Here is a 556-nt window from a genome sequence, read left to right on the forward strand (position 1 = left end):
CCGGTGGGCAGCTGCACGAACTCGCGCAACTCGTCGCCGCGCTTCAGCGGGCCGTGCTGGAAGCGCGTGTGGGCGACGGCCGCGAAGCGCAGCCGCTCGGTGACCGCCCGCTGCGTGCGCCATGACAGGTCGTCGCGGCGCGACACCGGCAGGTTCTCGATCGGCTCGACCTCGGTCGTCGCCTCCAGCAGCGGCAGCAGCGGCAGCCGCAGCGGCTCGAGCGTGAGCTCGTAGCGGTACGCCGGCCCGTCGGTGCGCAACGCGCCGGGCAGCGGCGGCGCGAACTCGGAGCGGAACAGCGGCCGCCATTCCTCGCCGTCGTAGCGCCCGAGCACCGGGCCGCGGAAGTACATCGATTCGGGCGGCGGCACCGGCCCGAGGAAGCGGATGCGCATCGCGACGCTGTCGTCCTGCGCGACCTCGGCCACCGAGCCCATGCGCATGCTGTTGGACAGGCCGGTCTTCGACAGGCCGTCCTGCGGCACGCCCCACAGCGGCCCCAGCCGCGGGAACATCACGAACAGCAGCACCATCACCGGCGCGCCCAGAGCCGCGC

At 73.7% G+C, this 556-nt stretch carries 1 protein-coding gene; it reads right to left on the reverse strand.

The window, feature by feature from the left end; translation table 11 throughout:
* Positions 1-556 (reverse strand): TgpA N-terminal domain-containing protein (locus AC1D01_RS38105; RefSeq protein ID WP_477875200.1); only part of this gene is annotated, 556 nt, incomplete at both ends.

Source organism: Rhizobacter sp. P3_B12 (genome assembly GCF_056402895.1).